This window comes from Streptomyces pyxinicus, from assembly GCF_024753135.1.
Lineage (GTDB): Bacteria > Actinomycetota > Actinomycetes > Streptomycetales > Streptomycetaceae > Streptomyces > Streptomyces pyxinicus.
The window spans coordinates 148,251-173,491 of the sequence record NZ_JANUGP010000009.1 but is presented as its reverse complement, the minus strand read 5'-3'; the positions used below and the strand labels follow the sequence as shown (position 1 = coordinate 173,491).

Annotated in this window: 24 protein-coding genes; 15 read left to right on the top strand and 9 right to left on the bottom strand. The window is 71.4% G+C overall.

Features of this window, described 5'->3' with window-relative positions; genetic code table 11:
• Position 1: 1 nt before the first annotated feature.
• On the bottom strand, positions 2-496 hold the full coding sequence (locus NX794_RS14955; RefSeq protein WP_258779010.1) for an Lrp/AsnC family transcriptional regulator: 495 nt from the start codon (positions 494-496) through the stop codon (positions 2-4).
• A gap of 124 nt (positions 497-620) precedes the next feature.
• On the opposite strand from NX794_RS14955, the gene hppD reads away from it, so the two are divergent.
• Entirely contained in the window at positions 621-1,766 is a 1,146-nt protein-coding gene (gene hppD / locus NX794_RS14950; protein WP_258779009.1) for a 4-hydroxyphenylpyruvate dioxygenase, read from the top strand.
• A 32-nt stretch (positions 1,767-1,798) separates the two neighbouring features.
• Here hppD and NX794_RS14945 read toward each other — a convergent pair whose 3' ends face one another.
• Positions 1,799-3,259, bottom strand: coding sequence for a tetratricopeptide repeat protein (locus NX794_RS14945; RefSeq protein ID WP_258779008.1), 1,461 nt, complete (start codon positions 3,257-3,259; stop codon positions 1,799-1,801).
• 92 nt (positions 3,260-3,351) lie between these two features.
• Here NX794_RS14945 and NX794_RS14940 point away from each other — a divergent pair, with 92 nt between their 5' ends.
• Positions 3,352-4,770: an FAD-binding oxidoreductase gene (locus NX794_RS14940; RefSeq protein ID WP_258779112.1), complete on the top strand. Its 1,419-nt coding sequence runs from the start codon at positions 3,352-3,354 to the stop codon at positions 4,768-4,770.
• Positions 4,771-4,793: 23 nt separating this feature from the next.
• Here the strand turns inward: NX794_RS14940 and NX794_RS14935 are convergent, their stop codons facing one another.
• Complete coding sequence (locus tag NX794_RS14935; RefSeq protein ID WP_258779007.1) at positions 4,794-5,207, bottom strand: SsgA family sporulation/cell division regulator; 414 nt, start codon at positions 5,205-5,207, stop codon at positions 4,794-4,796.
• Positions 5,208-5,451: 244 nt separating this feature from the next.
• Between NX794_RS14935 and NX794_RS14930 the strand changes: the two genes are divergently transcribed.
• Both NX794_RS14930 and NX794_RS14925 read left to right on the top strand, forming a co-directional pair.
• Positions 5,452-7,050: an RDD family protein gene (locus tag NX794_RS14930; protein ID WP_258779006.1), complete on the top strand. Its 1,599-nt coding sequence runs from the start codon at positions 5,452-5,454 to the stop codon at positions 7,048-7,050.
• A gap of 72 nt (positions 7,051-7,122) precedes the next feature.
• Positions 7,123-7,854, top strand: coding sequence for an RDD family protein (locus NX794_RS14925; RefSeq protein ID WP_258779005.1), 732 nt, complete (start codon positions 7,123-7,125; stop codon positions 7,852-7,854).
• 43 nt (positions 7,855-7,897) lie between these two features.
• Here NX794_RS14925 and NX794_RS14920 read toward each other — a convergent pair whose 3' ends face one another.
• Positions 7,898-8,125: a hypothetical protein gene (locus NX794_RS14920; protein ID WP_258779004.1), complete on the bottom strand. Its 228-nt coding sequence runs from the start codon at positions 8,123-8,125 to the stop codon at positions 7,898-7,900.
• 346 nt (positions 8,126-8,471) lie between these two features.
• Between NX794_RS14920 and NX794_RS14915 the strand changes: the two genes are divergently transcribed.
• Together NX794_RS14915 and NX794_RS14910 are read left to right on the top strand one after the other, a co-directional pair.
• The gene (locus NX794_RS14915; RefSeq protein ID WP_258779003.1) at positions 8,472-10,832 is read left to right on the top strand and encodes an immune inhibitor A domain-containing protein; all 2,361 of its coding nucleotides are present in this window, start codon (positions 8,472-8,474) and stop codon (positions 10,830-10,832) included.
• A 121-nt stretch (positions 10,833-10,953) separates the two neighbouring features.
• A complete protein-coding gene (locus NX794_RS14910) occupies positions 10,954-11,286 on the top strand; it encodes a hypothetical protein (RefSeq protein ID WP_258779002.1) in 333 nt (110 codons plus the stop codon).
• An 8-nt stretch (positions 11,287-11,294) separates the two neighbouring features.
• Here NX794_RS14910 and NX794_RS14905 read toward each other — a convergent pair whose 3' ends face one another.
• Both NX794_RS14905 and NX794_RS14900 read right to left on the bottom strand, forming a co-directional pair.
• Entirely contained in the window at positions 11,295-11,888 is a 594-nt protein-coding gene (locus NX794_RS14905; protein ID WP_258779001.1) for an isochorismatase family protein, read from the bottom strand.
• A gap of 97 nt (positions 11,889-11,985) precedes the next feature.
• Positions 11,986-13,332: a nicotinate phosphoribosyltransferase gene (locus tag NX794_RS14900; RefSeq protein ID WP_258779000.1), complete on the bottom strand. Its 1,347-nt coding sequence runs from the start codon at positions 13,330-13,332 to the stop codon at positions 11,986-11,988.
• Between the two features lie 56 nt (positions 13,333-13,388).
• Between NX794_RS14900 and clpS the strand changes: the two genes are divergently transcribed.
• The 8 genes from clpS to NX794_RS14860 all read left to right on the top strand — a co-directional run bounded on the left by clpS (position 13,389) and on the right by NX794_RS14860 (position 20,926).
• The gene (gene clpS, locus NX794_RS14895; protein WP_258778999.1) at positions 13,389-13,706 is read left to right on the top strand and encodes an ATP-dependent Clp protease adapter ClpS; all 318 of its coding nucleotides are present in this window, start codon (positions 13,389-13,391) and stop codon (positions 13,704-13,706) included.
• Between the two features lie 12 nt (positions 13,707-13,718).
• Positions 13,719-14,324, top strand: coding sequence for a DUF2017 domain-containing protein (locus NX794_RS14890; protein ID WP_258778998.1), 606 nt, complete (start codon positions 13,719-13,721; stop codon positions 14,322-14,324).
• A 326-nt stretch (positions 14,325-14,650) separates the two neighbouring features.
• Entirely contained in the window at positions 14,651-16,069 is a 1,419-nt protein-coding gene (locus NX794_RS14885) for an amino acid permease (RefSeq protein ID WP_258778997.1), read from the top strand.
• A 91-nt stretch (positions 16,070-16,160) separates the two neighbouring features.
• Positions 16,161-16,583: a M67 family metallopeptidase gene (locus NX794_RS14880; protein WP_258778996.1), complete on the top strand. Its 423-nt coding sequence runs from the start codon at positions 16,161-16,163 to the stop codon at positions 16,581-16,583.
• 161 nt (positions 16,584-16,744) lie between these two features.
• Positions 16,745-17,023, top strand: a complete 279-nt coding sequence (locus NX794_RS14875) for a MoaD/ThiS family protein (RefSeq protein WP_258778995.1) — start codon at positions 16,745-16,747, stop codon at positions 17,021-17,023.
• Positions 17,024-17,040: 17 nt separating this feature from the next.
• A complete protein-coding gene (locus NX794_RS14870) occupies positions 17,041-17,991 on the top strand; it encodes a PLP-dependent cysteine synthase family protein (protein WP_258778994.1) in 951 nt (316 codons plus the stop codon).
• A gap of 255 nt (positions 17,992-18,246) precedes the next feature.
• The gene (locus NX794_RS14865; RefSeq protein ID WP_258778993.1) at positions 18,247-20,319 is read left to right on the top strand and encodes a putative Ig domain-containing protein; all 2,073 of its coding nucleotides are present in this window, start codon (positions 18,247-18,249) and stop codon (positions 20,317-20,319) included.
• A gap of 136 nt (positions 20,320-20,455) precedes the next feature.
• Positions 20,456-20,926, top strand: a complete 471-nt coding sequence (locus NX794_RS14860; protein ID WP_258778992.1) for a hypothetical protein — start codon at positions 20,456-20,458, stop codon at positions 20,924-20,926.
• Here NX794_RS14860 and NX794_RS14855 read toward each other — a convergent pair.
• Entirely contained in the window at positions 20,923-21,381 is a 459-nt protein-coding gene (locus NX794_RS14855) for a type II toxin-antitoxin system PemK/MazF family toxin (protein ID WP_258778991.1), read from the bottom strand. The two genes, NX794_RS14860 and NX794_RS14855, sit on opposite strands and share 4 nt — an antisense overlap.
• A gap of 249 nt (positions 21,382-21,630) precedes the next feature.
• Between NX794_RS14855 and NX794_RS14850 the strand changes: the two genes are divergently transcribed.
• Positions 21,631-22,383 (top strand): MBL fold metallo-hydrolase, encoded by a 753-nt coding sequence (locus NX794_RS14850; RefSeq protein ID WP_258778990.1) that lies wholly within the window; start codon positions 21,631-21,633, stop codon positions 22,381-22,383.
• A gap of 73 nt (positions 22,384-22,456) precedes the next feature.
• Here the strand turns inward: NX794_RS14850 and NX794_RS14845 are convergent, their stop codons facing one another.
• On the bottom strand, positions 22,457-23,722 hold the full coding sequence (locus NX794_RS14845; RefSeq protein WP_258778989.1) for a PTS transporter subunit EIIC: 1,266 nt from the start codon (positions 23,720-23,722) through the stop codon (positions 22,457-22,459).
• 204 nt (positions 23,723-23,926) lie between these two features.
• Positions 23,927-25,216 carry a PTS transporter subunit EIIC gene (locus tag NX794_RS14840; protein ID WP_258778988.1) on the bottom strand — a complete coding sequence of 430 codons (1,290 nt, stop codon included), beginning with the start codon at positions 25,214-25,216 and terminating at the stop codon, positions 23,927-23,929.
• Between the last annotated feature and the right edge of the window lie 25 nt (positions 25,217-25,241).

Here is a 25,241-nt window from a genome sequence, read left to right as displayed (position 1 = left end):
CTCACCCCCGGGTCGGTTCCGTCCCTTCGCTGTCCGCGGACGCCTGCTCCACCAGCGGGATGACCCGCAGCGGAACGGGGTTCTCCATGACGATCGCCGTGGAGGCCCGCACGATGCCATCAAAACCGACGACCCGGTCGATCACCCGCTGGAGATCGGCGTTGGAGCGGGCCACCAGCCGGCACAGCATGTCCCCGCCGCCGGTCGTGGTCAGCAGCTCAAGCACCTCCGGCACGGTCGCCAAGTAGGCCCGTACGTCGGCCCCTTGGCCCTGCCGGATCTGGAGCGTGGCGAACGCGGTGACCGGGTAGCCGAGGGCGGCCGGATCCACCTGGGGACCGAATCCGCGGATGACTCCGTTCGACTGAAGCCGGTCGAGCCGCGCCTGCACAGTGCCGCGCGCCACCCCGAGCCGCCGGGACATCTCCAGCACCCCGATCCGCGGCTCCCGCGCCAGCAGCACGATGATCCGCCCGTCCAGCCGGTCGATCCCCATCCGAGCCCTCCCGCGGTGGTCATCCTGTACAGAAAGTCCGCCGGGGCGGCCGTACCGGTGAACAGGTTGCCCAGTGAATACCGGAACTATTGCGCACCTTGCAGAGTGCGGCCACCCTTCGGCTATGACGCAGACCACACACCACACCCCCGACACCGCACGGCAGGCCGACCCCTTCCCGGTCAAGGGAATGGACGCGGTCGTCTTCGCCGTCGGCAACGCCAAGCAGGCGGCGCACTACTACTCCGCCGCGTTCGGCATGAAGCTGGTCGCCTACTCCGGACCGGAGAACGGCAGCCGCGAGACCGCCAGTTACGTGCTGGAGAACGGCGCCGCCCGGTTCGTCTTCACCTCGGTGATCAAGGCGAGCAGCCCGTGGGGCACCTTCCTCGCCCAGCACGTGGCCGAGCACGGCGACGGCGTCGTCGACCTGGCCATCGAGGTCCCCGACGCCCGCGCCGCCCACGCCTACGCCGTCGAGCACGGCGCGACCTCGGTCAGCGAGCCGCACGAGGTGAAGGACGAGCACGGCACCGTCGTCCTCGCCGCCATCGCCACCTACGGCGAGACCCGCCACACCCTGGTCGAGCGCCGCGGCTACGACGGCCCCTACCTGCCCGGCTTCGTCGCCGCCACGCCGCTCGTCGAGCCGCCGGCCCGCCGCACCTTCCAGGCGATCGACCACTGCGTCGGCAACGTCGAACTCGGCCGGATGGACGAGTGGGTCGGCTTCTACAACAACGTCATGGGCTTCACGAACATGAAGGAGTTCGTGGGCGACGACATCGCCACCGAGTACAGCGCGCTGATGTCGAAGGTCGTCGCGGACGGCACCCTGAAGGTGAAGTTCCCGCTCAACGAGCCGGCCGTCGCCAAGAAGAAGTCCCAGATCGACGAGTACCTGGAGTTCTACGGCGGCCCCGGCGTCCAGCACATCGCGCTGGCCACCAACGACATCGTGGGGACCGTCCGCACCATGCGCGCGGCCGGCGTCGAGTTCCTGAACACCCCGGACTCCTACTACGACACCCTCGGCGAGTGGGTCGGCGACACCCGGGTGCCCGTCGACACCCTGCGCGAGCTGAAGATCCTCGCCGACCGCGACGAGGACGGCTACCTGCTGCAGATCTTCACCAAGCCCGTCCAGGACCGGCCGACGGTGTTCTTCGAACTCATCGAGCGGCACGGCTCCATGGGCTTCGGCAAGGGCAACTTCAAGGCCCTGTTCGAGGCCATCGAGCGCGAGCAGGAGAAGCGCGGCAACCTCTGAGCCGCCGCCCGTACGCTCCCCTCCGGGTCCCCTCAGGGGGTCTCGGCGGGGAGCGGCTCGTCGGGTACGTCGCCCAGCGCGCCCAGTGCCTCGCGGGCCTCGGGGGCGCGCAAGGGTGAGAAGTGCGGGTTGATGCGCAGCGCCTGCTGGAGATGGCGCCGGGCCGGCCCGGTCCGGTCCAGCTCGGCCTCGATCATGCCCAGGTGGAAGGCGTACAGGGCACTGAGCACCCCGCCGCCCTTCTCCTTGTCGGTGACGGTCGTGGCGTACGTCAGCGCCTCCTCGTCGTCACCGGCCCGGTGCAGCGCCCAGCCGAGCGCGTCGGCCACCTCGATCCCCGGCTGCCGCTCCCACTCCGCCTCCAGCCGCTCCACCGCCTCCCACGGGTCGCCGTGGTCGGCCTCGTACCGGCCGATCAGCAGCTCCTCGTCGACACCGCCCGCCACCGCCTGCCGCACCCGCGCCTTCACCAGCTCGTACTGCGCCTCCGCGTCCCGGGTCCGCCCCAGCGACTCGAACAGCTCGCCCAGCTCCAGGGTGTCGCGCGGACTCGGCTGCCGGGCCAGCGCCTCCTGGTAGGCGGCCACCGCCTCCGCCGGCTTCCCCTGGGCCGCCAGGGTCCGGCCCCGCCCGGACAGCGCCTCCCGCCGGTCCGGGTCCAGCCGCAGCGCCGCGTCGAAGTGCCGCAGGGCGTCCGGCAGGTCCCCGCGCTCCCACGCGAGCTGTCCCAGCCCGGTCAGATAGGCGGCCTGCTCGGCGGGGGTGCCGGCGGCAGCGGCGGCGTCGGTGAGCTGGGCCACCGCGTCCTCGCGCCAGCCCCGGTCCCGGTACGCCGCCGACGCCCGAGCCATCACGGCGGGCCGGCCCTCCGGACCGGGGTGCAGCGCCAGCAGCTTGTCCAGGCTCGCCCGGGCCGCCTTGAAGTCGCCGAGCCCGTCATAGGCGTCGATCAGCGGGGGATACGCCGACCAGCGCTTCGGCGTCGCCTTCACCGCCTGCTCGGCGTACCCCTTCGCCGCCGGGAAGTCCCGCCGCGCCAGCGCCAGCGCCGCCAGGCCGTCCAGCGCCCCGGTGTTCCCGGCGCCCTGCACCCGCAGCGAGGTCCGGAGCGCCTGCTCGGCCTTCGGATAGCTCGCCGGGTCGGAGGTCCGGCGCCCCCGCTCCACGTACGCCGTCCCCAGCACCGCCCACGCCCGCGCGTCGCGCGGCCGCTCCCGCACCCGCCGCTCCTGCTGCCCGATGACCTCCGTCAGCAGCGGCAGCGCGGCCGGCACCCCGAAGGTGACCGCGGCGGGAACGGCGGCCTTCGGCCCCGCGGCCGGCCGCGGGGCCCCGGAGCGGTGCCCGTGCGGTGGCAGCGCCAGCACCGCGCCCGCGACGGCACCACCGGCCAGCGCGGTCACCAGCACCCGGCGGAGCCACCGGGACCAGCGGCGCGGCTGCTCCGGTCCGGTGATCAGGGACGTACCGGGGGCGCTCGATCGGTTGTCCATGACGCTCACTGTGCGTCAATATGACAAGCACATCCATGCGGCCCAAGGGCGGCGCGTACGGGGTTCACACCGATGGCCGCGAGTGCGACCCTGTGATCATGAGCCGCATCGAAGCACGCCGCGACGAGGACTCCGCGGCCGCCGCCTCCCCCCTCACCGACCGGCTCCTGGCCGTCCTGCCGGCCGAGGCCGTCCTGACCGACCCCGACGTCACCGCCTCCTACGCCAACGACATGGCGAGCTTCTGCCCCGCCGGCGCCCCCGCCGTCGTCGTCCTGCCGCGCACGGTCGAAGAGGTGCGGCACGTCATGCGCACCGCCACCGAGCTGCGGGTCCCGGTCGTCCCGCAGGGCGCGCGCACCGGCCTGTCCGGCGGCGCCAACGCCACCGAGGGCTGTATCGCGCTCTCCCTCACCAAGATGGACCGCGTCCTGGAGATCAGCCCCGTCGACCGGATCGCCGTGGTCGAGCCGGGCGTCGTCAACGCCGTCCTCTCCCGCGCCGTCGGGGAACACGGCCTGTACTACCCGCCGGACCCCTCCAGCTGGGAGACGTGCACCATCGGCGGCAACATCGGCACCGCCTCCGGCGGCCTGTGCTGCGTCAAGTACGGCGTGACCGCCGAGTACGTCCTCGGCCTGGACGTCGTCCTCGCCGACGGCCGGCTCATGTCCACCGGCCGCCGCACGGCGAAGGGCGTCGCCGGGTACGACCTCACCCGGCTCTTCGTCGGCTCCGAGGGCTCGCTCGGCGTCGTCGTCCGCGCGGTCCTCGCCCTGCGCCCCAAGCCGCCGCGGCAGCTGGTGCTCGCCGCCGAGTTCCCCTCCGCGACCGCCGCCTGCGACGCGATCTGCCGGATCATGGCAGGCGGGCACGTCCCGTCCCTCCTCGAACTGATGGACCGTACGACCGTCAAGGCGGTCAACGACCTCGCGCACATGGGGCTGCCGGAGACCACCGAGGCCCTGCTGCTGGCCGCCTTCGACACCCCGGACCCGGCCGCCGACCTCGCCGCCGTCGGCGCCCTGTGCGAGGCCGCCGGCGCCACCCAGGTGGTCCCCGCCGAGGACGCCACCGAGTCCGAGATGCTGCTCCAGGCCCGGCGGCTCGCGCTGACCGCGCTGGAGGCGGTGAAGGGCACGACGATGATCGACGACGTGTGCGTACCGCGCTCCCGGCTCGGCGAGATGCTCGACGGCGTCGAACGGATCGCCGCCAAGTACGAACTGACCATCGGCGTCTGCGCGCACGCCGGGGACGGCAACACCCACCCCACCGTGTGCTTCGACGCCCGCGACCCCGACGAGTCCCGGCGGGCCCGGGAGTCCTTCGACGAGATCATGGCGCTCGGCCTGGAACTGGGCGGCACGATCACCGGCGAGCACGGCGTCGGCGTGCTGAAGAAGGAGTGGCTGGCCCGGGAGATCGGGCCCGTCGGGGTCGAGATGCAGCGGGCCGTGAAACAGGTCTTCGACCCGCTCGGCATCCTCAACCCCGGCAAGCTCTTCTGACATTGATACCGGCGCCACCGCCCTCACTGGGCGAGCAGCTGGTCGAGCCCGTCGTCGATGCCCAGCTGCCCGCCCTCCGTCCCCGGCGGCACCGCCCGCAGCGTCCGCTCCAGCCAGGCCGACACCTGCGGGACCGGCGCCTCCAGCAGGGCGTCCCCGTCCGGTGAGCTGAGCGCCATCAGCACGACGCCGCGCCCGTCGGCCTTCGTCGGCCACACCCGCACGTCCCCGTGCCCGCACGGCCGGAACACCCCCTCCACCAGCAGGTCGCGGGCGAACGTCCAGTGCACGGGGTGCTCGGAGTTGATGTGGAAGGTGATGTGGACGGCGTACGGGTCGTCGGAGCGGTACCCGAGCCGGGCCGGGACCGGGATGCCGCGCTCCGGCGACAGGATGAGCCGCAGTTCCAGTTCTCGCTCCACCACGGTGTGCTGCATGGCCGGTGTGTCCTTTCCTCGTCCGCTGCTGCCGGACCGCTGGCTGGCGGCCCGCACCGGGAGAGAGGGGGCAGGGGTGCGGCCATTACGCGAGTCCGGGAAGATTTTTCCCGTCGGCGGGGGAACGGCGGGCACGGCGTTGCCCGAAAGGAGTGGGTCCGGCGGGACTGGCGGTGAGCGGTGCCCGGGTCTGATAGATGTGGAGGCTCCCATCCCACCCCCGAGCAGATACGGGACGACGGACATGAGCGCCCCAACCCCGGCCCCCGGTGACGACCGGCCCCGCGAGGGCTACTACCCGGACCCGTCCATCCCCGGCTACGTCCGGTACTGGAACGGCGCCTCCTGGGTGCCCGGCACCAGCCGGCCGGCGCCGAAGGACGGCGAGTCGCTCGTCCCGCCGCCCGGCGTCCGCCCGGCGGCCCCCTCGGCCCCGTCCGTTCCGGTGGCTCCGTCCGCTCCGGTGGCTCCGGTGGCTCCGGTGGTGGAGGAGACGGGACCCCACTTCTTCGACGAGGACCCCGGGGCGCGGGGGGCCGGCGCCGACCCGCGCGGCGCGGGCCACGCCTGGGGCACCGACCCCCGGGCCGCCGCGTCCCCCTACGGGAGCCATGCCGACCCCCGCCTCCCGGCCGAGGGCGCGCCCGGGGCCCCGGAGCCCGGCGGCGACGCCCCCGACGGGGGCACCTTCCTCTTCCGCCGCCCGGTCCCGGGGCCGGCCGCGGTCCCGGCCGAGGGCACCCCGACGTTCGGTCAGGGTCCGGGGCGCGGTGACGACGCGGGGGCGGCTCCGGCAGCCGGCGCGGGTGCCGGCTTCGGCGCGCCCGGTTCCGGCCCGGCCGAGGCCGCCGGGTTCGGTGCGCAGGGGCCCGTCGGCGTGCCCGCGCAGGCGTCGCCCCCGGCGGGGCGGCCCGCACCCGCCGGCCCGGGTGCGGGACCGGGTGCGGGCCCCGGCTTCGGTGCCGGCAAGGCCGCCGCCGCCCGCGCCGCGGCCGACGCGCCGCAGGGCGCCCAGCATGCCCAGCACGCCCAGGCGGCCCCGCTCGCACCGGTCGCCCCATCCGCGCCGGCACCGCAGCAGCCCGCGCCCCAGCCGCCCGCCGCCTCACCGTCACCGGCCGCACCGGCCCCCGCACCCCAGGGCTTCCCGGCCCCCGCCGCCGTCGCCCCCTCGGTGCCGCAGCAGGGCGGCTCCGGGTCGCCGCTCACCGCGGGGCCCGGCGGGGGCCAGTCCTCCTGGGCGCAGCAGGTGCACCAACTGGCCGGGGGCGCCGGGGGCGCCGGGGGAGCGGACGAGCCGGTCGCGCCCTGGAAGCCGCCCGTCGACGACATCTTCCAGGCCGCCGCCCGCCGGCAGGCCGCCGCCCGCCCGGCCGGGCTCGGCAAGCGGTTCGCCGCCCGGCTCGTCGACAGCGTGGTCGTGGGTGCCGTGACCGCCGCCGCTGCCGTACCGCTCGGGGCGCGGGCCGCCGACCACATCCAGCAGAAGATCGACGAGGCCCGGCTGTCCGGCCGTACCGTCACCGTCTGGCTGCTCGACGGCACGACCGGCACCAGCCTCGGCATCGTCCTCGCCGTGTTCCTCGTGGCCGGCGTGCTCTACGAGGCGCTGCCCACCGCCAAGTGGGGCCGCACCCTCGGCAAGCGGCTGTGCGGCATCGAGGTGCGGGACATCGAGGCGCACGAGCCGCCGGCCTTCGGCGCCGCGCTGCGCCGCTGGCTGGTCTACAGCGTGCCCGGGCTGCTCGGCATCGGTGTCATCGGTGTCCTGTGGTGCCTGTTCGACCGGCCCTGGCGCCAGTGCTGGCACGACAAGGCCGCCCACACCTTCGTCGCGGACTGACCCGGCGGGGCGGGTACTCCGGACGGACGCCCGGCGGATGCGGAGCCGGGGCGTTCGGGTTCCACTCGGGCCATGAGCAGCGAACCGCCCCCCGGCTCCGGAGCACAGCCCCCCGAGGACGACCCGTTCAGGAAGCGGCCCCCGTCGGACCAGCCGGGCCAGGGGTCGGGCTCGCCGTACGACGCCCCGTACGGCGGTGCCCAGCAGCCCCCGCCCCCGGGACACCCGTACGGGGGCCAGCAGCCGCCCCCCTACGGCGGGAGCCCCTACGGCGGGAGCCCCTACGGGGAGGGTCCCCCCGGCGGCGGCCCCTACGGGGGCGGGGCCGGCGGTCATCCGGGCGACCCGCTGGCCGGTATGCCCCCGCTCGCCGACAGCGGCCGGCGGACGCTCGCGCGGATCATCGACATGATCCTGGTCGGTATCGTCGTCTGGCTGCTCACCTGGGCGTTCGGCGTCCGCGAGTACAGCGTCGACGGCGACAACATCGAGGTCGGCCGGTCGATCGGCCAGTCCGTCGTCGCGGCCGTCCTCTACATCGCCTACGACACCTTCCTGATCGGCCGCACCGGCCAGACCCTCGGCAAGAAGTGGCTCGGCATGCGCGTGGCCAACCTGTCCGACGGCGCGACGCCCTCCATGCAGACGTCGCTGGTCCGCGCCCTCGTGCTGTGGCTGCCGTTCGCCTTCTGCTGCGCCTGCGTCTGGACGGTCATCTGCGGCGGCTGGAGCTTCTTCGACAAGCCGTACAAGCAGGGCCTGCACGACAAGGCGGCCAAGACGGTGGAGGTCAGCACCCGTTAGCCGATCCGCGCAGGGCGTCCGATCCGCACAGGGCGACCGGCGCTCACAGGGCCGTGGGGACGCGCTCCTTCTCCTCGGCCCCGGCGGGGGACGCGGTGGCCCTGGGTGCCGGGACCGTCATGGCGACCAGGATGCCCAGTGCCAGGGCCGCGAGGGCGATGACCGCGATCCCGACGCCCGAACTCGTCTCGGACAGCAGCAGCATGGCGAGCGTCGAGAGGATCACGGTGCAGGAACCGTAGGCGAGCTGTGCGGCGGTCGGACGAGGCATGGCAATCGTGTCCTCGGAAGATTTCGGGGGAGGTGCCGGACGACTCTCTTCGCCTGCATGCCCGAGCCACCTGCCCGGTAAGCACGACCTAACCCACGGTACCGGTGCACAGGGGGCGCACGGAGTCATGGCCCCGGTGGCTCGACCGGGGCTCACGTGTTCCCCCGTTCGCAAAGCGGACGTCGGCTCCGCATAGTGCACTTGTCCTGCTCAAGTCAAGGTCTGTCTTTTCTTCTAAACCTCTAGTCAAATGACGTCACTTGAACACGCGTTGATCGTGCGCGCACGGAACCCTCCATGACTCCGGGACCCCCTGTCCGTGCCCGCGGCGCGGGGGAGGAATCAAGTGACCAGCAGATCCTGGACGTTCAGAGCGGCGGCCATCGGCGTGACGCTCGCGGCGGCCTCCGCCACGTTCGCCACCTTCGCCGTCGCGGAGGCGAGCACCAGCACCGGGAGCGCGGCCGTCAACCGGCACGACCCGGCACCGGTGAAGCAGCAGAAGCACGACCTCGACGGCCCGCTGAGCAAGACGCAGGACGCCCAGCGCGAGGAAGCCCTCAACCAGCTCATATCGGGCAAGGCCAAGGCCGAGGAGCGCAACGGCTCGAAGGTCGTCAAGCTCGCGAGCCGCAAGGGCCAGAGCAAGTACGTCGAGCTGAGCCGCGAGAAGACCGACAAGATCTTCACGATCCTGGTGGAGTTCGGCAACCAGACCGACCCCAAGTACGGCGGCACCGCCGGCCCGCTGCACAACAAGATCGCCGCGCCGGACCGCAAGAAGGACAACTCCACGGCCTGGCAGAAGGACTACAACCAGAAGCACTACCAGGACCTCTACTTCGGCACCGGCAAGAAGACCGAGTCGCTGAAGAAGTACTACGAGAAGCAGTCCTCGGGCCGCTACTCGGTCTCCGGCGAGGTCTCGAACTGGGTCAAGGTCCCCTACAACGAGGCCCGTTACGGCAACAACGCCTGCGGTCAGACCAACTGCAACACCGTGTGGAACGTCGTCAGCGACGGCCTGAACGCCTGGGTCGCCCAGCAGAAGGCGGCCGGCAAGTCGGACGCCGCGATCAAGACGGACCTGGCCAAGTACGACCAGTGGGACCGCTACGACTACGACGGCGACGGCAACTTCAACGAGCCGGACGGCTACGTCGACCACTTCCAGATCGTGCACGCCGGTGAGGACGAGTCCGCGGGCGGCGGTGCCCAGGGCAAGGACGCGATCTGGGCCCACCGCTGGTACGCCTTCGGCACCGACGCCGGCGCCACCGGTCCGTCGGGCAACAAGCTCGGCGGCGCGCCGGTCGGCAACACCGGTGTCTGGGTCGGTGACTACACCATCCAGCCCGAGAACGGCGGCCTCGGCGTCTTCGCCCACGAGTACGGCCACGACCTCGGCCTGCCGGACGAGTACGACACCGCGGGCGGCGAGAACTCCACCGGCTTCTGGACCCTGATGTCCTCCGGTTCCTGGCTGGGCACCGGCAAGGAGTCCATCGGCGACCTGCCCGGCGACATGAACGCCTGGGACAAGCTGCAGCTCGGCTGGCTGAACTACGACACCGCCAAGGCCGGCAAGCAGTCCACGCACAAGCTGGGCCCCGCCGAGTACAACACCTGGGACAAGCAGGCCCTCGTGGTCAACCTGCCCGACAAGGCGGTCACCACCACGATCACCCAGCCCGCCGAGGGTGCGACCCAGTGGTGGAGCGGCAGCGGTGACAACCTCAAGAACACGCTGACCCGTTCCGTCGACCTGACCGGCAAGTCCTCGGCGAAGCTGGACCTGGACGGCTGGTGGGCCATCGAGGACGGCTACGACTACCTCTACACCGAGGTGTCCACCGACGGCGGCGCCAACTGGACCGCCCTGGACGGCACGGCGGACGGCCAGGCCGTGCCGCGTGACGGCAGCGGCAAGCCCGTGCTCACCGGCTTCTCGGGGACCCACAAGAAGCTGTCGTTCCCGCTCGACGCCTACGCCGGCAAGAAGATCGACCTGCGCTTCCGCTACACCTCCGACGGCGGTGTCGCCGAGGCCGGCTTCACGGCCGACCAGATCAGCGTGACCGCGGACGGCACCCCGGTGTTCTCGGACAACGCCGAGACGCAGGACGCCGCCTGGACCGCGGCCGGCTTCTCCCGCATCGGCGCGTCCTTCACCAAGGACTACAAGCAGTACTACATCGCCGAGAACCGGCAGTACGTGTCGTACGACAAGCAGCTCAAGACCGGCCCGTACAACTTCGGTTCGGCCAAGCGCCCCGACTGGGTGGAGCACTACCCGTACCAGAACGGCCTGCTGATCTGGAAGTGGGACACCTCCCAGGCGGACAACAACACCAACGCGAACCCCGGCGGTCACCCGGGCACCGGCCTGATCCTGCCGATCGACTCGCACCCGAAGCTGCTGAAGTGGGCCGACGGCACGCTGCTGCGCAACCGCGTCCAGGCCTACGACTCCCCGTTCAGCCTCTACGGCACGGACGGCATCACGCTGCACAAGGCCGACGTCGCGCTGAAGGTCAAGGCGTCCAAGGGCGTCTCGGTGTTCAACGACCACACCAGCACCTACTGGGACCCGGCGAACCCCACCGGTGCGGTGAAGGTCACTGACACCAACACCAAGATAACGATCGTCAAGGAGGCCAAGGACGGCTCCACGATCCAGCTCAAGGTCGGCCCCGCGGTGAAGTAGTCCACAAAACCGCAGGTCACAGGCGTATCGGCGGCAGCCCCTTGGCGGGTTGCCGCCGATCGTGTTTAGGTGCGTCCTGTGAACCGCTTATTGACACCGACCGGAACGGGGATGTGACCGCATGGCCGCTGGAGGCTTCTGCAAGCTGCCGAACGGCACGGTCGTGGTGGCGCTGAACCTGCCCTACGACCCCGCCGGGGTGCGGGTCCTCGTGCACGCCCGCAACCGGGCCCGGGCCCTGACCAGGCTCCGCAACCTGGGGCTGCGCGCGATCTACCTCCGGGGCAACGCCGTGCCTCCGACGCCGGACGAGATCACCGCTGTACTGCACCACCCGGACGGCCTGATATGGCGCACCGCACCCGACGACAACGGTGTCACCGCGCCGGAACTGTGGCACCCGATCCGGGCCCTCCTGCGAAGACCACCCGGCCCGGTGGAAGCGGCCTCCTAGCCGACCGCCTAGCCGCTCACCACCGGCTTGCCCGTCAGTTTCACGCCGGCGCCGCGCAGCTCCTCCAGGGCGCGCTCCGTGGTCGCCGCCGACACCCCCGCCGTCAGGTCCAGCAGGACCTGTGTGCGGAAGCCCTCGCGGGCGGCGTCCAGGGCGGTGGCGCGTACGCAGTGGTCGGTGGCGATGCCGACCACGTCCACCTCGGTGATCTCCCGCTCGCGCAGCCAGTCGGCCAGCGTGACGCCGTTCTCGTCGGCGCCCTCGAAGCCGCTGTAGGCCGCCGAGTACGCGCCCTTGTCGAAGACGGCGTCGACCGCGCCGGAGGCGACGGCCGGGGCGAAGTTCGGGTGGAAGCCCACGCCCTCGGTGCCGGCGACGCAGTGCGCGGGCCAGGACCGGACGTAGTCGGGGTTGTCCGCGAAGTGGCCGCCGGGGGCGATGTGGTGATCGCGGGTGGCCACCACGTGCCGGTATCCGGTGCCCGCCGCCTGCCCGATCAGCTCGGTGATGGCGGCGGCCACGTCGGCACCCCCGGCCACGGCGAGACTGCCCCCCTCGCAGAAGTCGTTCTGCACGTCTACGACGATCAAGGCGCGGCGCATGCTGGGTGTCCTTCGACGGTGAGTGAAGTAACTGAGCCTAGAGACTTCCGGGCCCGTGCGGGAGGGGGCGCTCGCAGGGGCGGACGGCGGTCGCGCGCTAGCTACCCGAGCGCCGGTGCGCGTACTCCGTCGGAAGGACGGGTTCCCCGCGGGAGAGCTGGGTCGCGGACAGGGGCAGCCGGGCGCGGGCGGCGATGTGCCGGTCACGCGGCACGTCCAGCGACTCCCGGGCGGTCACCTCGCCGCCCTTGACCAGCTCGACCAGCAGCTGCCGGTCGGCCAGCTCCGCGGGGACCGGCCCGGTGCCGACGACCTCGGCCTCCGCGATTCCGTGCCCGTCCACCCGGCGCGCCGCCCACTTGCGGCCGCCCACCGAGGTCTTCCCGCCGCTCGACTTCTTCGCCACCGGCACCAGCGGCGCCCCCGGGTCGGCGGTCTCGGCGCGGGCGACCAGCTTGTAGACCATGGACGCGGTCGGATGCCCGGAGCCGGTCACGAGCTGGGTGCCGACGCCGTACGCGTCCACCGGCGCGGCGGCCAGCGAGGCGATGGCGTACTCGTCCAGGTCGGAGGTGACCACGATCTTCGTGTCCCGCGCCCCCAGCTCGTCGAGCTGCTGGCGGACCCGGTGCGCCACCAGCAGCAGGTCGCCGGAGTCGATGCGGACGGCGCCCAGCTCGGGCCCGGCCACCTCCACGGCCGTACGGACGGCCTCGGTGACGTCGTAGGTGTCCACCAGCAGGGTCGTGCCCCGGCCCAGGGCGTCCACCTGGGCCTGGAAGGCGTCCCGCTCGCGGTCGTGCAGCAGGGTGAAGGCGTGCGCGGAGGTGCCGACGGTCGGGATGCCGTAGCGGAAGCCGGCCGCGAGGTCGGAGGTGGTGGCGAAACCGCCGACATAGGCGGCGCGGGCGGCGGCGACGGCCGCCAGTTCGTGGGTGCGGCGGGCGCCCATCTCGATCAGCGGGCGGTCGCCGGCGGCGGAGGCCATCCGGGAGGCGGCGGCCGCGATCGCGGAGTCGTGGTTGAGGATGGAAAGGATCACGGTCTCCAGCAGCACGCACTCGGCGAAGCTGCCCTCGACCCGCATGACCGGCGAGCCCGGGAAGTAGACCTCGCCCTCGGGATAGCCCCAGATGTCGCCGGTGAACCGGTAGCCGGCCAGGTAGTCCAGCGTCGCCTCGTCGACGATCTCCCGCTCGCGCAGGAAGCGGAGCACGTCCTCGTCGAAGCGGAAGTTCTCCACCGCGTCCAGGACGCGCCCGGTGCCGGCCACCACGCCGTAGCGCCGTCCGTCCGGCAGCCGCCGGGTGAAGACCTCGAACACGCTGCGCCGCTCGGCCGTACCGGCCTTCAGCGCGGCCCGCAACATGGTCAGCTCGTACTGGTCGGTGAAGAGTGCCGTCGAGGGAACATCCACCGGCAGCCCAAGGTCCGCTGTGTTCATGACGAGGATGCTACCCCCATTTCGTCAGTGTGACGATTTTCGCCCGCCGTGGCAGCATGGTCACCGTGACGTCACCCGCGCCCGTAGAGATCGAACGCACCGAGTCGGCGGAGGAGGTCTTCGCCGTACCCGAGCCCGACGTCCCCTGGGTCACCCTCGTGCACAACGACCCGGTCAACCTCATGAGCTATGTGACGTACGTCTTCCAGTCGTACTTCGGCTACTCCAAGGACAAGGCCACCAAGCTCATGCTCGACGTCCACCACAAGGGCCGGGCGGTCGTCTCCAGCGGGAGCCGCGAGGAGATGGAGCGCGACGTGCAGGCGATGCACGGCTACGGTCTGTGGGCCACCCTCCAGCAGGACCGGAAGTAGCGACGCACCCTGATGCCCGGACACTTCGAACCGCTTCCCGGCGGCGGCGCGGCCGTCGCCCTCGACGACGTCGAGATCTCCATCATCCGCTCGCTGGCGGTCCAGCTCCTGGAGCTGGTCGGACCCGGCCCGGGCGCCGACACGCCCGCCGACCCGCTCGCCGAGCTGTTCGCGGAGGGGCCGAGCGAGCCCCCCGCCGACCCGGTGCTGCGCCGGCTCTTCCCGGACGCCTACAGCGACCCGGAGCAGACCCCCGGCTCGCCCGCCGAGGCGGCGGAGCGGCAGGCGCACTCCGCCGAGTTCCGCCGCTACACCGAGAACGACCTCAGGGCCGGCAAGCGGGAGAACGCGCTCGCGGTGGTCCGCACCCTGGACGCGCTCGCGCCGGTGGACGCGGGCGGGGCGGTGCTCAAGCTGACCCCGGAGGAGTCCCGGCAGTGGCTCGGCTCCCTGAACGACCTGCGGCTCGCGATCGGCGCGCGGCTGGAGATCGGCGACGAGGACGACACGGAACTGCTCTACCGGCTCCCGGACGACGACCCGCGCAAGCCCATGGTGATGGCCTATCTGTGGCTGGGCGGCCTCCAGGAGACCCTGGTGACCACCCTCATGCCGTGAATGGCTGGAATTCCCCTTATGTAGTTCGCTCAGCGGACGCTCAAATCCGGATAACGATCCCGTCACCGTTGTGGTCGGGTTTGCCGCGATCGGGCGCTCTTTGTCCGCTTTTCCCTGTGTAATGCGCCACAACGCCCCTCTGTGATCAATATTGCGGCCGTGATAAATCTTCACGACCGCCCGGCCGACACCACCCATGTCCAGGCCGGGTGCGCCACCGAGCCGGCGACCGTCGGCCAGGCAACAGCTCCATCATCCGGGGGGATCGAAACCCGATCCGAGGCCGACGAAAGGCCCGGATCGGCATGGAGAAAGGCGCACCACACATGACCTCTGAGAAGGTCACCGAAGCCCCTGAGGAGGGCTACGAGCGCGGGCTCGGCAGCCGTCAGGTCCAGATGATCGCGATCGGCGGCGCGATCGGCGTCGGCCTGTTCCTGGGAGCCGGGGCGAACATCGCCAAGGCCGGCCCCAGCCTGATCCTCATGTACGCCCTCGCGGGCCTGATCATCTTCTTCATCATGCGGGCCCTGGGCGAGCTGCTGCTCTACCGCCCGGTCTCCGGGTCCTTCGCGGAGTACTCGCGTGAGTTCCTCGGCCCGTTCTTCGGTTACTTCACCGGCTGGACGTACTGGCTGATGTGGGTGGTCACCGGCATGGCCGAGCTGACCGCCGCCGCCATCTACGTCAACTACTGGTTCCCGGGCGTCCCGCAGTGGGTGACGGCCCTGGTCTTCCTCGTGGTCCTGTTCGTGGCCAACCTGATCTCCGTCAAGCTGTTCGGCGAGATCGAGTTCTGGTTCTCGATGGTCAAGGTCACCGCCCTCATCGGCATGATCGTGATCGGTCTTGGCGTGCTCACCTTCGGCTTCAGCGCCGCCGGCGACACCGCCACGGTGTCGAACCTGTGGCAGTTCGACGGCTTCTTCCCCAAGGGCGTCGGCTCCTCGCTGATGACCCTCCAGGGCGTGATGTTCGCCTACCTCGCCGTCGAGCTGGTCGGCGTCACCGCGGGCGAGTCGGAGAACCCGGAGAAGACCCTCCCGAAGGCGATCAACACCCTGCCCTGGCGCATCGCGCTGTTCTACGTCGGTGCCCTCTCGGTCATCCTGTGCGTGGTGAAGTGGACCGAGTTCGCCGACGGGGTGAGCCCCTTCGTGAAGGCGTTCGCCGTCATCGGCATCCCGGCCGGCGCCGGCATCGTCAACTTCGTGGTGCTCACCGCGGCCCTGTCCTCGTGCAACTCCGGCATGTACTCCACCGGCCGCATGCTGCGCACCCTCGCGGACAACGGCGAGGCCCCGCGCGTCTTCTCCAAGCTGTCCTCCACCAAGACCCCCGCCCTCGGCATCACCGTCTCGGTGCTGTTCATGGGCATCGGCGTGATCCTGAACTACGTCGTCCCGGAGAAGGCCTTCGGCTACGTCACCTCCGTCGCCACCGCGGCCGGCATCTGGACCTGGCTGATGATCCTGGTCAGCCACGTCCGGTACCGCCGCGCGGTGGACGCGGGGCGGCTGCCCGCCTCGTCCTTCCCGGCGCCGGGCGGCGCGAAGTGCTCGTACGTGGCCATAGCCTTCCTGCTCTTCGTCACCGGCCTGATCGCGTACGACGCCGACTCCCGTATCTGCCTGTACGTGATGGCGGTCTGGGCGCTCGCGCTGGGCGTCGGCTGGATGGTGCTCAAGAACCGCAACCCGGAGATCGGCGAGCGCGGCGCGCCGGAGCTGGAAAAGGTGGGCTGACCACCGGCAGAACCACCCCGGGACGTCCGCCATATGGGCAGCCCCGTACCACCCCTCGGTACGGGGCTGCCCTGTGCTTATCCTGGCCCGCATGCTGACCCTGACCCAGGCCCTGTACGACCGGATCGTCGCCCACGCGCGCGCGGACCACCCCGACGAGGCGTGCGGCGTGCTGGCCGGACCGGCGGGCACCGACCGCCCCGAGCGCTTCGTCCCGATGCTGAACGCGGCCCGCTCGCCCACCTTCTACGAGTTCGACTCGCAGGACCTGCTCAGGCTCTACCGCGATCTCGACGACCGCGACGAGGAGCCGGTGGTCATCTACCACTCGCACACCGCCACCGAGGCCTACCCCTCCCGCACCGACATCGGCTACGCGAACGAGCCCGGTGCCCACTACGTGCTGGTCTCCACCGCGGACGCCGACGGCCTCGGCGAGTTCCAGTTCCGTTCCTTCCGCATCCTGGACGGCGAGGTCACGGAGGAGGAGGTCAAGGTTGTGGACGCGTACTGATCTCACGGTACGGTCGAATCCCGTCCGCCATGTGGGATCGTCTTCCGGAAGGCGGACCGGGAATCGATACGATGAGCCCATGGTTTCGACTGTGGTGCGCGCCTTCTGCTGACGTACCGAGTCCGCAGCCCCGACGACACTTCCGACAGGAGCCCGCAACCATGGCCATCGAGGTCCGCATCCCCACCATCCTCCGCACCTACACCGACGGCCGGAAGGCGGTGGAGGGCACCGGGAACACCCTCGCCGAGCTGTTCGCCGACCTCGACACCCGGCACGCGGGCATCCAGGGCCGCGTCGTGGACGGCGGCCAGCTGCGCCGCTTCGTCAACGTGTACCTGAACGACGAGGACGTCCGCTTCCTCGACGGCATCGACACCAAGCTGACCGACGGCGACACCGTGACGATCCTGCCGGCCGTCGCCGGCGGCATGCGCTGACCGGCCGCCGCACCGCGATGCGCTACGACTCCCCGCTGGCCGCGGTGGGCAACACCCCTCTGGTGCGCCTGCCGCGGCTGTCGCCGTCCCCCGAGGTCTCGATCTGGGCCAAGCTGGAGGACCGCAACCCGACCGGCTCGGTCAAGGACCGCCCCGCCCTGCACATGATCGAGCAGGCCGAGAAGGACGGCCGGCTCACCCCGGGCCGCACCATCCTGGAGCCCACCTCCGGCAACACCGGCATCTCGCTCGCGATGGCGGCCAAGCTCAAGGGCTACCGCATGGTGTGCGTGATGCCCGAGAACACCTCGCGGGAGCGCCGGGACCTGCTCGGCATGTGGGGCGCGGAGATCATCCCCTCACCGGCCGCGGGCGGCTCCAACACCGCCGTACGCGTGGCCAAGGAACTGGCCGCCGAGCACCCGGACTGGGTGATGCTCTACCAGTACGGCAACCCGGACAACGCGGGCGCGCACTACGCCGGCACCGGCCCGGAGATCCTCGCCGACCTGCCCTCGGTCACCCACTTCGTGGCGGGCCTCGGCACCACCGGCACGCTCATGGGCGTCGGCCGCTATCTGCGTGAGCACAAGCCGGACGTGAGGATCGTGGCCGCCGAGCCGCGCTACGACGACCTGGTCTACGGACTGCGCAACCTCGACGAGGGCTTCGTCCCCGAGCTGTACGACGCCTCCGTGCTCACCACCCGTTTCTCGGTCGGCTCGGCCGACGCGGTCACCCGCACCCGGGAACTCCTCCAGCAGGAGGGCATCTTCGCGGGCGTCTCCACCGGTGCCGCGCTGCACGCGGCGATCGGCGTCGGGAGGAAGGCGGTCGCGGCGGGGGAGAGCGCCGACATCGTCTTCGTGGTCGCCGACGGCGGCTGGAAGTACCTGTCCACCGGCGTCTACACGGCGGCCACCACCGAGGAGGCCATCGAGACGCTGCACGGTCAGCTCTGGGCCTAGAACCCCTCAAGCACGTCCCAGCCCCCTCCATGAGGGGGCCAATCTCATCCTATGGAGGGGCAAAGAAATCCCTCCGGCACTGCCGCCTCCCGGTGACCCGGGGCTACGTTCCAGGCGCACCCTGTCATGTCACGATCACCCTAGTGGCAGGGGTGTGGAATGTCATGCTCATGACTGCGCGGTTCCGCCGCCGCTACGCGCGTCACGGGCTGCCCCATCAGTGCGCAACCCCACGTCAACGGAGGCAGTACCCCCATGCGTGAGTCACGCCCGAGCAGCCGGAGACGGAGTCCCCGCCGACTCCTCGCCGTCGCCTTCCCCGCCCTCGCCCTCACGGTCGCCGGCTTCGCCGCGGCCCCGACGGCGGGGGCGGCCCAGCCCGCCGCCGCGCACCCCCACACGACCAAGGCCACCCAGAACGCCAAGGCGCTGACCGCCCCCGAGCGGCAGACCTTCCACGCGACCGGCAAGGCCGGCCAGCAGGTCCCCACGACCCACCTGTGCGCCACCGCCCAGCACGGCGAGGCCTCCTGCTTCGCCCAGCGGCGCACCGACATCAAGCAGCGGCTCGCCTCCGCGCTCGCCGCCGCCGCGCCCTCCGGTCTCTCCCCGGCCAACCTGCACAGCGCCTACAACCTGCCCAGCACCGGCGGCTCCGGCCTGACGGTCGCGGTGGTCGACGCCTACAACGACCCCAACGCCGAGTCCGACCTGGCCACCTACCGCTCGCAGTTCGGCCTGTCCGCCTGCACCAAGGCCAACGGCTGCTTCAAGCAGGTCAGCCAGACCGGCTCCACCAGCTCCCTGCCGACGAACGACAGCGGCTGGGCGGGTGAGGAGGCGCTCGACATCGACATGGTCAGCGCGGTCTGCCCCAACTGCGACATCGACCTGGTCGAGGCGAACTCCGCCAACGACACCGACCTCGGCATCGCCGAGAACGAGGCCGTCTCGCTCGGCGCCAAGTTCGTCTCCAACAGCTGGGGCGGCGACGAGGCGTCCAACCAGACCACCGAGGACACCCAGTACTTCAAGCACCCGGGCGTCGCGATCACCGTCTCCTCCGGTGACTCCGCCTACGGTGCCGAGTACCCGGCGACCTCGCAGTACGTGACCGCCGTCGGCGGCACCGCGCTGAGCACCGCCTCCAACTCCCGCGGCTGGAGCGAGTCGGTCTGGAAGACCAACTCCACCGAGGGCACCGGCTCCGGCTGCTCGGCCTACGACCCGAAGCCGAGCTGGCAGACCGACACCGGCTGCTCCAAGCGCATGGAGGCCGACGTCTCCGCGGTCGCCGACCCGGCCACCGGCGTCGCGGTCTACGACACCTACGGCGGCTCCGGCTGGGCGGTCTACGGCGGCACCAGCGCCTCCTCGCCGATCATCGCCGGCGTCTACGCCCTCGCCGGCACCCCGGGCGCGAGCGACTACCCGGCGAAGTACCCGTACTCCCACACCGCCAACCTGTACGACGTGACCAGCGGCAACAACGGCTCCTGCTCGCCGTCGTACTTCTGCACCGCGACCGCCGGCTACGACGGCCCGACCGGCTGGGGCACCCCGAACGGCACCACCGCCTTCACCTCGGGCGGCGGCACCGGCACCACCGTGAGCGTCACCAACCCGGGCAGCCAGTCCACCACCACCGGCGGTTCGGCGAGCCTGCAGATCACGGCCACCGACAGCGCGGGCGCGGCCCTCACCTACAGCGCCACCGGCCTGCCCACCGGCCTGTCCATCAACAGCTCCACCGGCCTGATCTCCGGTACGGCGTCCACCGCCGGCACCTACCAGGTCACCGTCACCGCCAAGGACTCCACCGGCGCCACCGGCTCCACCTCCTTCACCTGGACGGTCGGCTCCGGCGGTGGCGGCACCTGCTCCTCGTCCCAGCTGCTGGCCAACCCGGGCTTCGAGTCGGGCAACACCGGCTGGACCGGCTCCAGCGGCGTCATCACCACCGACAGCGGTGAGGCGGCGCACGGCGGCTCCTACAAGGCCTGGCTCGACGGGTACGGCTCCTCGCACACCGACACGCTCTCCCAGTCGGTGACGATCCCGGCCGGCTGCAAGGCCACGCTCAGCTTCTACCTGCACATCGACACCGCCGAGACCGGTAGCACCGCCTACGACAAGCTGACGGTGACCGCGGGCTCGACCACCCTGGCGACCTACTCCAACACCAACAAGGCCTCCGGGTACGCGCAGAAGACCTTCGACCTGTCCTCGCTGGCGGGCCAGACGGTCACCCTGAAGTTCAACGGGGTCGAGGACTCCTCGCTCCAGACCAGCTTCGTCGTGGACGACACCTCCCTGACGACCAGCTGAGCGACCCCCCGTGGTCCCGCACGCGGAAAGTCCGTCTCCGCGTGCGGGATCCGTCCGCGCCGGTGGTACGTCACATCCGTACCAGCGAACCGGCCCGGACCCGGCCGGCCGCCCCCGGCAGAAAGGCGGACGACCCATGCGCCGTACGACGCTCACCGCCCTCGCGGCGACAGCGCTGCTCCTCACCGGCTGCGGCTCCCAGAGCGGGAGCACGGGCAGCGGCGACAACGGCAAGGTGTCGCCGTCACCGACGCCGCCGTCCGACTCCGCCAGCGCCTCGCGGGGCGCCTGCACCGACCGTGCGGACCTGACCGCGGCCGACAACGGCCACAGCGTCTGCCTCACCAAAGGCGGCGAGATCCGGCTCACCCTCGACGGCACCGAGGGCCGCCCCTGGAAGCCGGTCACGGCGAGCGGCGGCACCCTGAAGGCGATCAACGCCGGCCTCGTCCTGCGGCCCGGCGACGCCACCGCCGCCTTCCAGGCGGTGACCAGCGGGGACGCGGTCCTGACGTCCTCCCGCCCGCTGTGCGCCGAACCCACCGCCACGGACCAGGTCTCCTGCAAGGGCATCGAGGAGTGGCGGGTCACCGTGCGGGTCGGCTAGCCGGCCAGGTGCCGTACCTGGTCCCACAGGACCGGGTCGACGACGCCCACCCGGCGCCGGAAGTCGCCCACCGGGACCACGCGCAGCTCGTCGGTCTCCAGGAAGCTCGGGCGGCCCCGGGCGTCGCCCACCGCGCCCGGCGGCAGCGGGATGACCCCGGCCCGCTCGTCGTGGAACTTGCTGGTGATCTTCGCGACCGTCGCCCGGTCGCCGCGCACCGCCAGCACCAGACAGGGCCGGTCCTTCGCGTCGGGCCGGTCCTCGTAGGGCACGTTCGCCCACCAGATGTCGCCGGGGGCCGGCCGTCCGGTCCGCGCGCCCCGGGTGCCGGGCCGGCCCGGTGGCCGCAGCCGCCGTCCGGCGGGTCGGCGGCTCCGTCCCCAGCCGTCGACCAGCGTGGCGACCAGCGCGAGGAGTACCACCGCCGCGAGCGCCAGCCACCAGGACGTGTCCATACGACGACGTTACCGGCGCGCGCCGACGAGCGCGCGCCCTTCGGCGATCCGAATGCGCCCCCGGTCCAGCCGAACCGGTGACAGCACAGGTGAGTTCGCCCACAACGGCCCCTGGCGAAGGAGCGACCCGCGCTGTCGCGCCTTACGCTCGACGGACCGCACGACCCCCGTCACCCCCTGTCGCGAGGCCCCCTCCCCGAGGCCTCGTCCCGCCCACCGGCATCTCCCGCCCACGGAGGTTTCTGCTTCATGAAGCTCACCGTCGTCGGCTGCTCGGGGTCGTTCCCGTCCGCGGAATCGGCCTGTTCGAGCTACCTCGTCGAGGCCGACGGCTTCCGGCTGCTCCTCGACATGGGCAACGGCGCCCTCGGCGAGCTGCAGCGCCACTGCGGTCTCTACGACCTCGACGCGATCTACCTCAGCCATCTGCACGCCGACCACTGCATCGACATGCTCGCGTACTTCGTCGCGCGCTACTACCGCCACGAGGGCGGACGCTGCGACCCGCTGCCGGTCTACGGCCCCGAGGGCACCGAACACCGCCTGACCACGGCCTACGCCGACACCCCCTCCGCCTCCTCGATGAGCGAGGTCTTCGACTTCCACACGGTCAAGCCCTCCACCTTCGAGATCGGCCCGTTCACGGTGCACACCGACCGGGTCCGCCATCCCGTGGAGGCGTACGGCATCCGGATCGAGCACGGCGGCCGGACCCTCGTCTACTCCGGCGACACGGGTGTCACCGAGGCGCTGGACGAGCTGGCCCGGGACGCCGACCTGTTCCTGTGCGAGGCCGCGTTCACGCACGGCAAGGAGAGCATCCCGGACCTGCACCTCAACGGCCGCGAGGCCGGCGAGACCGCGGCCCGCGCGGGCGCCCGCCGCCTGGTCCTCACCCACATCCCGCCGTGGACGGACCCGGAGACCAACCTCCGCGACGCCCGCGACGCCTTCACCGGCCCGGTGGAACTGGCGGCACCGCGCGCGGTCTACGAGATCTGACGCCCCGCCCCCGCGGACGACGAAGAGGGCCCGGTCCCCATGGACCGGGCCCTCTCCTGTCGCGCGGGGGAGACTACTTGGCCTCCGCCTTCTGGAGTTCGGCGAGTTCCTCGTCGGACTCGCGGCCCGGGGTGGGCAGGTTGAACTTCGTGATGGCGAAGCGGAAGACGACGTAGTAGACGGCCGCGAAGCACAGGCCGACCAGCACCAGGCCCCACGGGTTGCTGGCGATGCCCAGGTTGAGGAAGAAGTCGACCGCGCCGGCCGAGAAGCCGAAGCCGTCCTTCATGCCCAGCGCCCAGGTGAGCGCGAGGGAGACACCGGTGAGGACCGCGTGGATCGCGTACAGGACCGGCGCGATGAACATGAACGTGAACTCGATGGGCTCGGTGACACCGGTGACGAAGGACGTCAGGGCCAGCGAGAACATCATGCCGCCGACGACCTTGCGGCGCTCGGGGCGGGCGCAGTGCACGATCGCGAGGCAGGCGGCCGGCAGGGCGAACATCATGATCGGGAAGAAGCCGGTCATGAACTGGCCCGCGGTCGGGTCGCCGGCCAGGAAGCGCCCGATGTCGCCGCTCTTGCCGTGGTACTCGCCGGCCTGGAACCACGGGAAGGAGTTCAGCAGGTGGTGCATGCCGATCGGGATCAGCGCGCGGTTGGCGACACCGAAGATGCCGGCGCCGACCGCGCCCGAGCCGACCAGCCACTCACCGAAGTTGTGCAGACCGGTGCCGAGGACCGGCCAGATGTAGCCGAACACGATGCCGATGACGAGACCGGCGAGGGCCGACAGGATCGGCACCAGGCGACGGCCGCCGAAGAAGCCCGCCCAGTCGGGCAGCTTGGTGCGGTGGAAGCGCTGGTAGAGCAGGGCCACCACGATGCCCATCACGACACCGCCGAGGACCTTGGCGTCCACCGGGGCGTTCACCATCACGATCTTGCCGTCGACGACGGTCGCGACCTTGGGCAGGTTCTTGTCCGTGAACGTACCGAGCACGTTCTTGAAGACCAGGTAGCCGACGACCGCGGCGAGGGCGGTCGAGCCGTCCGACTTCTTCGCGAAGCCGATCGCGATGCCGACCGCGAAGAGCAGCGGCATGTTGTCGAGGATCGCGTTTCCGCCGGCCGCCATGAAGGAGGCTATCTTCGTGAGGAAGGCGGGGAAGTCGGGCCTGCCCAGCATGTCGTCGTTGCCGAGGCGCACCAGGAGGGCGGCGGCGGGCAGCACGGCGACCGGCAGCATCAGGCTCCGGCCGATGCGCTGGAGCACCGCCATGACTCCGGCGCCCTTCTTCTTGTCGGCCGCGGGTGCGGTGGTGGCCGTGGTCACGAGGTCCTCCATCGGGCAAGGCGCCGCCCGGGAACCATGGCAGGGGACGGCAGCGTCTCTGGTCTACACCACTCAGTGGTGTAGACCTGTTGTAGCACGATGAAGGCGGGATAAGGAACCACGAAATCCGCTACGGCGGCGCTACGCGCTGTGTGCCCGCGCGCCTTGACAGAAGCGCTCAGGAGCAGTCGTAGTCAGGGGCGGTCAGACCTTGGTGACGTCCTCGACCTCGTCGGCCGGTTCCCGGCCCGGCGTCTTCAGGTCGAAGCGCGTGATGGCGAACCGGAAGACGGCGTAGTACACCACCGCGAAGCACAGCCCGATCGGGACGATCAGCCACGGCTTGGTCGCCAGGTGCCAGTTGATGACGTAGTCGATCAGCCCGGCCGAGAAGCTGAACCCGTCGTGCACCCCGAGCGCCCAGGTCACCGCCATCGACACCCCGGTGAGCACCGCGTGCACCGCGTACAGGGACGGGGCGATGAACAGGAACGAGTACTCCAGCGGTTCGGTGATGCCGGTGACGAACGAGGTCAGCGCCACCGACAGCATCAGACCGCCGACCTCCTTGCGGCGCTCGGGCCGCGCGCAGTGGGTGATCGCCAGCGCGGCGGCCGGCAGCGCGAACATCATGATGGGGAAGAACCCCGAGGTGAACTGGCCCGCGTGCGGGTCGCCCGCCAGGAACATGCTGATGTCGCCGTGCACGACCGAGCCGTCCGGCTTGGTGTAGCTGCCGAACTGGAACCAGATGGGCACGTTCAGGAACTGGTGCAGGCCGACCACCAGCAGCGCCCGGTTGGCCACGCCGAACAGCCCCGCGCCCCAGGGCCCGGCGTCGCGCAGCCAGTGGCTGAAACTCTCCAGCGCGCCGCCGATGGGCGGCCACACCCACAGGCACAGCGCCGCGAACAGGATGGCGACGAACGCCATGATGATCGGCACCAGCCGCCGGCCGTTGAAGAAGCCGAGCCAGTCCACCAGCCTGGTGCGGTGGAAACGGGCCCAGAAGAACGCGGCCAGCAGCCCCATCACGATGCCGCCGAACACCCCCGGGTTCTGGAAGGTGAACGCCGTCACCGACCCGTCCCGCACCTGGCAGCCGACGTTCGCCACCGCCGTCGAACCGCCCGGGCAGTCCTCCGGGAACTGGTGCAGCACGCCGTAGTAGACGAGGAAGCCCGCCACCGCCGCGAGCGCCGTCGAGCCGTCCGCCTTCCTGGCCATGCCGATCGCCACACCCACGCAGAACAGCAGCGGCAGCCCGAGGGAACCGTCGAGCAGCGCGCCGCCCGCCCCCTGCATCACCTTGGCCACCGTCGTCCAGCCGAGCCCGTCGGCGCCGACCACGCCCGGCTGCGCCAGCCCGATCAGCAGGCCCGCCGCCGGCAGCACCGCGATCGGCAACTGGAGGCTGCGGCCCATCTTCTGGAGGCCCCCGAAGAGGGTGTTCCAGCGGCTGCGCGCGGGGCTGACCGTGCTGTCGGCGCTCATGGCGGCCCTCCCTGGCGCGCTCGAC

Excerpts from the sequence above, each read along its gene's own strand:
- clpS (WP_258778999.1), top strand. The coding sequence starts at position 13,389 with ATGGTCACCGTGACGTCACCCGCGCCCGTAGAGATCGAACGCACCGAG.
- NX794_RS14875 (WP_258778995.1), top strand. The coding sequence starts at position 16,745 with ATGGCCATCGAGGTCCGCATCCCCACCATCCTCCGCACCTACACCGAC.
- NX794_RS14955 (WP_258779010.1), bottom strand. The coding sequence starts at position 496 with ATGGGGATCGACCGGCTGGACGGGCGGATCATCGTGCTGCTGGCGCGG.
- NX794_RS14855 (WP_258778991.1), bottom strand. The coding sequence starts at position 21,381 with ATGGACACGTCCTGGTGGCTGGCGCTCGCGGCGGTGGTACTCCTCGCG.
- NX794_RS14930 (WP_258779006.1), top strand. The coding sequence starts at position 5,452 with ATGAGCGCCCCAACCCCGGCCCCCGGTGACGACCGGCCCCGCGAGGGC.
- NX794_RS14840 (WP_258778988.1), bottom strand. The coding sequence starts at position 25,216 with ATGAGCGCCGACAGCACGGTCAGCCCCGCGCGCAGCCGCTGGAACACC.
- NX794_RS14870 (WP_258778994.1), top strand. The coding sequence starts at position 17,041 with ATGCGCTACGACTCCCCGCTGGCCGCGGTGGGCAACACCCCTCTGGTG.
- NX794_RS14900 (WP_258779000.1), bottom strand. The coding sequence starts at position 13,332 with ATGAACACAGCGGACCTTGGGCTGCCGGTGGATGTTCCCTCGACGGCA.
- NX794_RS14905 (WP_258779001.1), bottom strand. The coding sequence starts at position 11,888 with ATGCGCCGCGCCTTGATCGTCGTAGACGTGCAGAACGACTTCTGCGAG.
- NX794_RS14920 (WP_258779004.1), bottom strand. The coding sequence starts at position 8,125 with ATGCCTCGTCCGACCGCCGCACAGCTCGCCTACGGTTCCTGCACCGTG.
- NX794_RS14935 (WP_258779007.1), bottom strand. The coding sequence starts at position 5,207 with ATGCAGCACACCGTGGTGGAGCGAGAACTGGAACTGCGGCTCATCCTG.
- NX794_RS14865 (WP_258778993.1), top strand. The coding sequence starts at position 18,247 with ATGCGTGAGTCACGCCCGAGCAGCCGGAGACGGAGTCCCCGCCGACTC.
- hppD (WP_258779009.1), top strand. The coding sequence starts at position 621 with ATGACGCAGACCACACACCACACCCCCGACACCGCACGGCAGGCCGAC.
- NX794_RS14885 (WP_258778997.1), top strand. The coding sequence starts at position 14,651 with ATGACCTCTGAGAAGGTCACCGAAGCCCCTGAGGAGGGCTACGAGCGC.
- NX794_RS14880 (WP_258778996.1), top strand. The coding sequence starts at position 16,161 with ATGCTGACCCTGACCCAGGCCCTGTACGACCGGATCGTCGCCCACGCG.
- NX794_RS14910 (WP_258779002.1), top strand. The coding sequence starts at position 10,954 with ATGGCCGCTGGAGGCTTCTGCAAGCTGCCGAACGGCACGGTCGTGGTG.
- NX794_RS14860 (WP_258778992.1), top strand. The coding sequence starts at position 20,456 with ATGCGCCGTACGACGCTCACCGCCCTCGCGGCGACAGCGCTGCTCCTC.
- NX794_RS14925 (WP_258779005.1), top strand. The coding sequence starts at position 7,123 with ATGAGCAGCGAACCGCCCCCCGGCTCCGGAGCACAGCCCCCCGAGGAC.
- NX794_RS14850 (WP_258778990.1), top strand. The coding sequence starts at position 21,631 with ATGAAGCTCACCGTCGTCGGCTGCTCGGGGTCGTTCCCGTCCGCGGAA.
- NX794_RS14945 (WP_258779008.1), bottom strand. The coding sequence starts at position 3,259 with ATGGACAACCGATCGAGCGCCCCCGGTACGTCCCTGATCACCGGACCG.
- NX794_RS14890 (WP_258778998.1), top strand. The coding sequence starts at position 13,719 with ATGCCCGGACACTTCGAACCGCTTCCCGGCGGCGGCGCGGCCGTCGCC.